Source organism: Methylobacterium sp. J-067 (assembly GCF_022829465.1).
Lineage (GTDB): Bacteria > Pseudomonadota > Alphaproteobacteria > Rhizobiales > Beijerinckiaceae > Methylobacterium > Methylobacterium litchii.
Genome location: NZ_JAKSXZ010000129.1, coordinates 1 through 317, shown reverse-complemented (window position 1 = coordinate 317; position 317 = coordinate 1). Strand labels below are relative to the sequence as shown.

The 317-nt window shown below is 57.4% G+C and carries 1 protein-coding gene; it reads right to left on the bottom strand.

Features of this window, described 5'->3' with window-relative positions; translation table 11 throughout:
* Window positions 1-117: 117 nt before the first annotated feature.
* Window positions 118-317: hypothetical protein (locus MKK52_RS19125; protein ID WP_243956476.1), on the bottom strand; the 200-nt coding region annotated here is incomplete at its 5' end.

The following is a 317-nucleotide window of genomic DNA, read 5'->3' as shown; positions in this document are numbered from 1 at the left end:
GTGCGCGATGGTTGTTCGGACGTATGGTCGAAGCACAATATCAAAAGACGTGGCACCGATGTAGCGCCACCTCAATCAGGCCCAACGATCTTGCAATGAGCCCAACGTCTTACTCAACTAGACCACCGCACTCTGAGCTTTCGCCAGGGCAAGGCTATGACACCGGCCGACAGTCCCCTCCATCAACCGTGTAGCTGTTCGGGGATCGCCCGACAGCTGCACATTCACTTTGTTGGTGATGTTCTGCGACACCGCCCGTCTGTTCGGATTGTTGTTCGTGGTTGGGCTAGCGGCCGAGGGAGCCGGCTGCATCAGGT